The following is a 5,221-nucleotide window of genomic DNA, read 5'->3' as shown; positions in this document are numbered from 1 at the left end:
TATGTTTGAATGTTGCCAACAGCGTCACCCACTTTCTGCAAGACTTCAAACTTTAGGGCAGCAAGGTCGGAAACCGCTGCCTGTACCTCCCCTGCAAGCTGCGGGTAGGGGCTGCGCCACTCATTTAGCGTCCGGGCTATCTGGTTTAAGTTGCCGCCGATCCTGCCGTATTCGGCGGTCAGCTTCCCGACAGCGGCAAGCAGCTCGTCATTGGCGGGGGAAACGGTTATGATGGGGCGTATGGCTGCCCCGGTTATGGCTTGCCGGATAAACTCGGCTTGGCTCATGTTGTAGGCAGAAAGCCTTTCCGCAAACTCGGCGTATTCTTCCTCGGTCATGCGTGTCTTGACTACCCGGCTGCGGTGCGGCGTGTTGTATCGTTTCATAGGTGGTTGACCTCCTTTCTGTGCGTGGTGTCCTCTCACTAATAGGAGAAAAACAGGGTGTGAAGCGGAACTGTTTTTGAAAAATCCGAAAAAATATTTTGAGGGATTTTTAAGCGGCGTAAGCCACATGGCAGGGTTTGGGGAAGGCACTCTCCAACAAGATTCCCGCAGGGGCAAAATGAGCGATAAGCGAATTTTGGTACTGCGGTAGAATCTTGCTCTAAGAAACTGCCAGACTGCCACTCACTTCCTACTGCCACTTTTTCAGGAAATCGCAACCAGCTTTTTTATAAAAGGCTGCGGGCTGGCGTTCTTCCCTTACTCCCTACAACACCGCAAAAAGCAAAAATGACGGACTTTCCGGCAAGAACTTTTCCGGCGGCTCGGTCTTTCCCGACAATAAGGCGTTTCGGAAGCTGCGTTTTGCCCGCTGTCTAAAAAAAACGGCATTTTTTGGTTTCACTATCTAATACGGAACTTTTGGAAATTTGCCAAAAATGAGCGCAAAAAAAGCAGCAAATCTTTTTCGGATTTACTGCTTCATGTGCCGCTGCGGGGCGGCGGGATATTCAGTTTCTATGTTATCGGTCAAGCCGGAACTTGAACAGGCTTTCAATCAGCTTTGTTCTGATGTAGTCCTCCATATCAGAGTTGTAATAGCCGTTCATCTTAGAGAAGTAGCGGATATATCCAGCGTATCGGTCAAGGACGGCTTGTATCGCTATGGGGTCGCCCTCATGTGCCTTTATGATAGTGTCATAGGGGAGAAGTCGGTTACTCATGGGACAGCACCTCCATTTCCTCTTTCAGCCGCTTCAAGGCAAGCCGTATATGCCGCCCGATTGTGCTGCGTGTCCAGCCGCTTTGTTCTCCGATTTCTTTCTGCGTCAAGTGCTGAAAGTAGTACAAAAAGATTTCTTCCTGCGTCTGTTCCGGCAATCGGGCAAGAGCAGCCGCAAGAGAACAGCTATCTAAAAGTATCGTCTGCCCCCGGACAGAGAACGGATAAGTTTCGCCATAGTCCGGCACTTGAAAATACTCGTCTGTGGTGCTTAGTTGGACAAACTTTTCTTCGGTCAGATATTCAAGGGAGATTTCCCGTTTCCATCTCGCCGCCAGCATACGGGCAGCGTCAAAGGACGCATGGCGAATAACAATCCGGCAATAGGTATCATGGGTATAGCGGATATGTTCTTGATAGGCTTCGTATTCAGTCATGGAAAATCCCCCTTTCTTCGATTATGGGAAAGGGCGGCAGCACTCCTTGCTGTCGCCCCTTGATTGCCTATCTGCAAAGGCGGGCGGGGCTGTCAACGGCAGCGCAGTATGCGCTGTTTATCTTGACCGTTGACTGGCTCGGCTGGCTTTGCTACTCGCTGATAATCGGTTTTCCGTCTTTGTCAATCAAGGGACAAATACCCCCGCCAGTTCCAAACTTTGCCACAAGGTAATTGACCCCGGTTTCTCTGTCCACTACCACATAAAAGCCTTTCACACTTCCTGCGGTTTCAGTAATTTCAAATCTTCTGCTTCCCATATAGATACCTCCCAATAGAAATCAAAGCTCTTGCTTTACAAAAATGCGATAACTGATTTGATACATCACATAGCACCATGCCAACGCCAGAAGCGGTGAGCAGCAGAGAAGAATAAATACAATCTGGTCTGTCAATGCAACTCCCAGCATAGTAAGAAGCTGATATATTCCAAAGCAAATCCCTGCCGGAATGAGGAATGATACTAATAGCAGAACACGGCCTTTTTCTGCGCCAAACTTGAACACAAGAGGAATTGACATACTTCCAAAAATAAGGGAGATTACCCATGCAACGAGTGTCAAAAACAGAAGCTCTCCAATCCCTACTATGTCGAGTACGATTTTATCTGTGATTAGGCCACCGATAAAACCAATAATCAGCCCAAAGAGGCTGCCAATGGCGCAGAAGATAGCCAGCACCATAAATTTTCCAGCAACCAATTCTTTCTTGGAAACTGGCATTATCATAGCATACCGTGTCCATTTAGAACTGTCATCAAAAGAAAAGGTTGTTACAATCATCATGCTGCACAAAATCGCACATACAAAAATATAGCCTTCTACGCCGGAAAACGGAATAAGCGCAACGGCAAAAACCACAAGGATGAATAGCATAGATTTCGCATTGTGGCCGATATTAAATAAATCTTTCAAAACAAGACTTTTCATTTTGCTTGCTCTCCTTTCACATACAGCAGCAGAATATCGTCGATTGTTGCGTCGTCCACTACGGCATTTTTATATTTCCTCCGGGCTTTTTCCTTGTCAGCTACCAGCACATTCCATTGATAATCATCTTTGCGGTAAGCCAGAATTTCCGCTTTATCGAGCTGGTCGAACAGTGCTGCGCCACAGCGGATAATACCATAGTTATAACGAAGTTCATCTTTCGTTTTACAAAAAAGAACCTTGCCCTGATGGATAAATGTAATGTAATCTGCGACTTTTTCTAAATCTGTTGTGATATGCGAGGACATCAAAATGGAATGATTTTCGTCCTGAACAAATTCAAGAAATACATCAAGAATATCATCACGCATTACAGGGTCGAGGCCGCTTGTCGCTTCGTCCAAAATCAGTAGCTTGGGGTTATGGGAAAGGGCGACGGCAATACACAACTTCATCTTCATTCCCTTGGACAGAGATTTAATTTCCTTATCCGCTGGAAGTTGAAACCGCTTTAGATAGTCTTGAAACAGATGGCCGTCCCACTGTTTGTAGGCAGCACCAGCAATTTTCCCGACTTTGGCCGGAGTGAGCGTTTCATAGAAGTTAATTCCGTCAAACACTACGCCAACATCCTCTTTGATTTGTTTTGTGGACGATAATTCCTGCCCCCAAAAAGTAACTGTTCCATCATCTTTATGAATTAAATCAAGAATAGCATTGATAGTTGTGCTTTTTCCGGCTCCATTTTCGCCAATAAGCCCCATGATTGTTCCTTTCGGAACCGAAAACGAAACATGGTCTAACTTGAAATCGGCGTATTGCTTTGTCAAGTTCTCAACCTGCAAAATAGCGTTCATAGTTAATCCTCCTCTTGATAAAATATCGTCAGTAATTCAATCAGTTTTTCCAACGATATTCCACTTATCCGCCCAATATCGGCGGCCTCTTGCAAATGTTCTTCGGCCAATCTCTGCTGTTCTTCCTGATAAAAGTCTTTGTTCTGTGCCGACACAAAACTTCCTCGGCCTACCGTTGTTTCAATAAAACCGTCCCTTTGCAAATCTTCATACGCTTTTTGAACGGTAATAACACTCACATGAATGGACTTTGCCAGCGCCCGCATAGAGGGAATAGGATCGCCGGTTTTTAACTCGCCACTCATAATCATGGCTTTTATCTGTGAAGTTATCTGCTCATAAATTGGCTTGCTCGTATTACTGCTTATGATAATTTCCACAACGCCCCTCCTTTGTTCTATAATGTACTTATCGTACAAGTACATTATATTCAAGGCAAACGCTTTTGTCAATAGGGTATTAGAAAATTTATCTTTGCTTATTAAGCAAAAGAAGCCACACAATTTGTATGGCTTCCATGAAATTCTACTTTGAAATTTTTACGGAATAACGGGCTGTTGTCTATCAACTTCTTGTGTGTTACTTTATGGCACATGAGCATTAGCGCCGGGGTTGTCCGAGCCATAGCCCTCCAGCAGATTGACCACGCCCCACACGCCGAGGCCAGCGCCGAGGGCGATCACAAGGGTCTGCAAAGTGGTGATGGCAGAAGCGAAAAACTGCATATAGCCTCCTATTCTCCGGGATATACCCGGCCATGAAAAAAGCCGCCCTTGCGGGCGGCAGCTTGTTACTTCGGGACAAAATGTCCCAAAGCTCTATACAAAAGCGTCCGGGTCGTCGAGGTCGTCATAGTTGAGGATGTCCTCGTCCTCGTCTGTGAGCGCCTCGTCCGGCACGGACACTTCGTACACCTCACATTCCTCGTTCATGCCCGGTCGCCTGCGGCGGTCAATGAGCCTGTCGAGGTCAAAGGCGTTTTTCACTTTATCGGCTTCCGCCGTAAAGCGGTAATTGGGGTGCTGTTTCAAATCGTACTTTTTGGAATAGAACGGCGGCAATCCCCGGAGCTGCAAAATGCACCGATCTCCGGGCATGGTGGCAAGCTCACTTGGGGTCATCAGCTCCCGCCCGAGCCGCTGGGTGTTCTGGCTGTAACTTTCGGACTGTCCACGAGAGCGCCCCTCGGTCTGCATGGAGATGGTGGCCTTGCCCAGCCAGTTCTCGGAAATTTCCTTGATGGTGCTGGCCTCACGGCCACCGAGGAACAGCACGCTGTCCATGTTGCCGAGGATGGTTTCCGCGTTCTTGTCGTAGATGGCCTTGCACTGGGCAAGCTGCTGATACAGCAGGCACAGGCTGATCTCACGGGAGCGGATGACCGCCACCAGCTTTTCCAAGTTTGGCACCTGCCCGGTGTTGGCCGCCTCGTCCCACAGCACCCGCACATGATGGGGCAGCCGTCCGCCATGAACATTGTCCGCCCGTTCACACAGGAGGTTGAACATCTGCGAAAAGGCCAGCGCCACAAGGAAATTGTAGGTGCTGTCGGTATCGCTGATGCAGAAGAAAGTAGCCGTCCGGCGATCTCCCATGCGGTCAAGCTCTAATTCGTCATAGGACATGATCTCCCGAAGCTGGGGAATATCAAAGGGAGCAAGCCGAGCGCCGCAGGAGATCAAAATGCTTTTGGCCGTCTTGCCAGAGACGAAAAGTCAAGGACTTTTTCATCAAATTCAAAAAGAAGTTACATTTTGCGGACTTCCTCACGG

General features: G+C 47.7%; 7 protein-coding genes and 2 pseudogenes. All 9 read right to left on the bottom strand.

Annotated features, from left to right (window positions below):
- Positions 1-386: plasmid mobilization protein (locus tag LKD37_RS16940; protein WP_302930248.1), on the bottom strand; the 386-nt coding region annotated here is incomplete at its 3' end.
- A 581-nt stretch (positions 387-967) separates the two neighbouring features.
- The gene (locus LKD37_RS16935) at positions 968-1,168 is read right to left on the bottom strand and encodes a helix-turn-helix domain-containing protein (RefSeq protein ID WP_006858003.1); all 201 of its coding nucleotides are present in this window, start codon (positions 1,166-1,168) and stop codon (positions 968-970) included.
- Positions 1,161-1,604: a sigma-70 family RNA polymerase sigma factor gene (locus LKD37_RS16930; RefSeq protein ID WP_006555732.1), complete on the bottom strand. Its 444-nt coding sequence runs from the start codon at positions 1,602-1,604 to the stop codon at positions 1,161-1,163. The genes LKD37_RS16935 and LKD37_RS16930 overlap by 8 nt, the downstream gene beginning before the upstream one ends.
- A gap of 151 nt (positions 1,605-1,755) precedes the next feature.
- The gene (locus LKD37_RS16925; protein ID WP_005933716.1) at positions 1,756-1,923 is read right to left on the bottom strand and encodes a DUF6440 family protein; all 168 of its coding nucleotides are present in this window, start codon (positions 1,921-1,923) and stop codon (positions 1,756-1,758) included.
- A 21-nt stretch (positions 1,924-1,944) separates the two neighbouring features.
- Positions 1,945-2,592, bottom strand: a complete 648-nt coding sequence (locus LKD37_RS16920) for an ABC-2 transporter permease (protein ID WP_118014177.1) — start codon at positions 2,590-2,592, stop codon at positions 1,945-1,947.
- Positions 2,589-3,449, bottom strand: a complete 861-nt coding sequence (locus tag LKD37_RS16915) for an ABC transporter ATP-binding protein (RefSeq protein ID WP_005933713.1) — start codon at positions 3,447-3,449, stop codon at positions 2,589-2,591. The genes LKD37_RS16920 and LKD37_RS16915 overlap by 4 nt, the downstream gene beginning before the upstream one ends.
- Before the next feature lie 2 nt (positions 3,450-3,451).
- A complete protein-coding gene (locus tag LKD37_RS16910) occupies positions 3,452-3,829 on the bottom strand; it encodes a GntR family transcriptional regulator (RefSeq protein ID WP_035394499.1) in 378 nt (125 codons plus the stop codon).
- A 216-nt stretch (positions 3,830-4,045) separates the two neighbouring features.
- Positions 4,046-4,174, bottom strand: a pseudogene (locus tag LKD37_RS16905) (Maff2 family mobile element protein); the annotation flags it as partial.
- 93 nt (positions 4,175-4,267) lie between these two features.
- A pseudogene (locus LKD37_RS16900) lies at positions 4,268-5,155 on the bottom strand (VirD4-like conjugal transfer protein, CD1115 family); the annotation flags it as partial.
- Positions 5,156-5,221: the final 66 nt, after the last annotated feature.

Origin of the sequence: Brotocaccenecus cirricatena (assembly GCF_020687045.1) — a bacterium.
GTDB lineage: Bacteria > Bacillota > Clostridia > Oscillospirales > Oscillospiraceae > Vescimonas > Vescimonas cirricatena.
Note: the sequence above shows the minus strand (reverse complement) of the source record. Positions and strands in the feature narration are given on the sequence as shown.

What these genes read in the sequence shown, in the direction of transcription:
- LKD37_RS16935 (WP_006858003.1), bottom strand. Translation starts at nt 1,168, where the DNA reads ATGAGTAACCGACTTCTCCCCTATGACACTATCATAAAGGCACATGAG.
- LKD37_RS16930 (WP_006555732.1), bottom strand. Translation starts at nt 1,604, where the DNA reads ATGACTGAATACGAAGCCTATCAAGAACATATCCGCTATACCCATGAT.
- LKD37_RS16925 (WP_005933716.1), bottom strand. Translation starts at nt 1,923, where the DNA reads ATGGGAAGCAGAAGATTTGAAATTACTGAAACCGCAGGAAGTGTGAAA.
- LKD37_RS16920 (WP_118014177.1), bottom strand. Translation starts at nt 2,592, where the DNA reads ATGAAAAGTCTTGTTTTGAAAGATTTATTTAATATCGGCCACAATGCG.
- LKD37_RS16915 (WP_005933713.1), bottom strand. Translation starts at nt 3,449, where the DNA reads ATGAACGCTATTTTGCAGGTTGAGAACTTGACAAAGCAATACGCCGAT.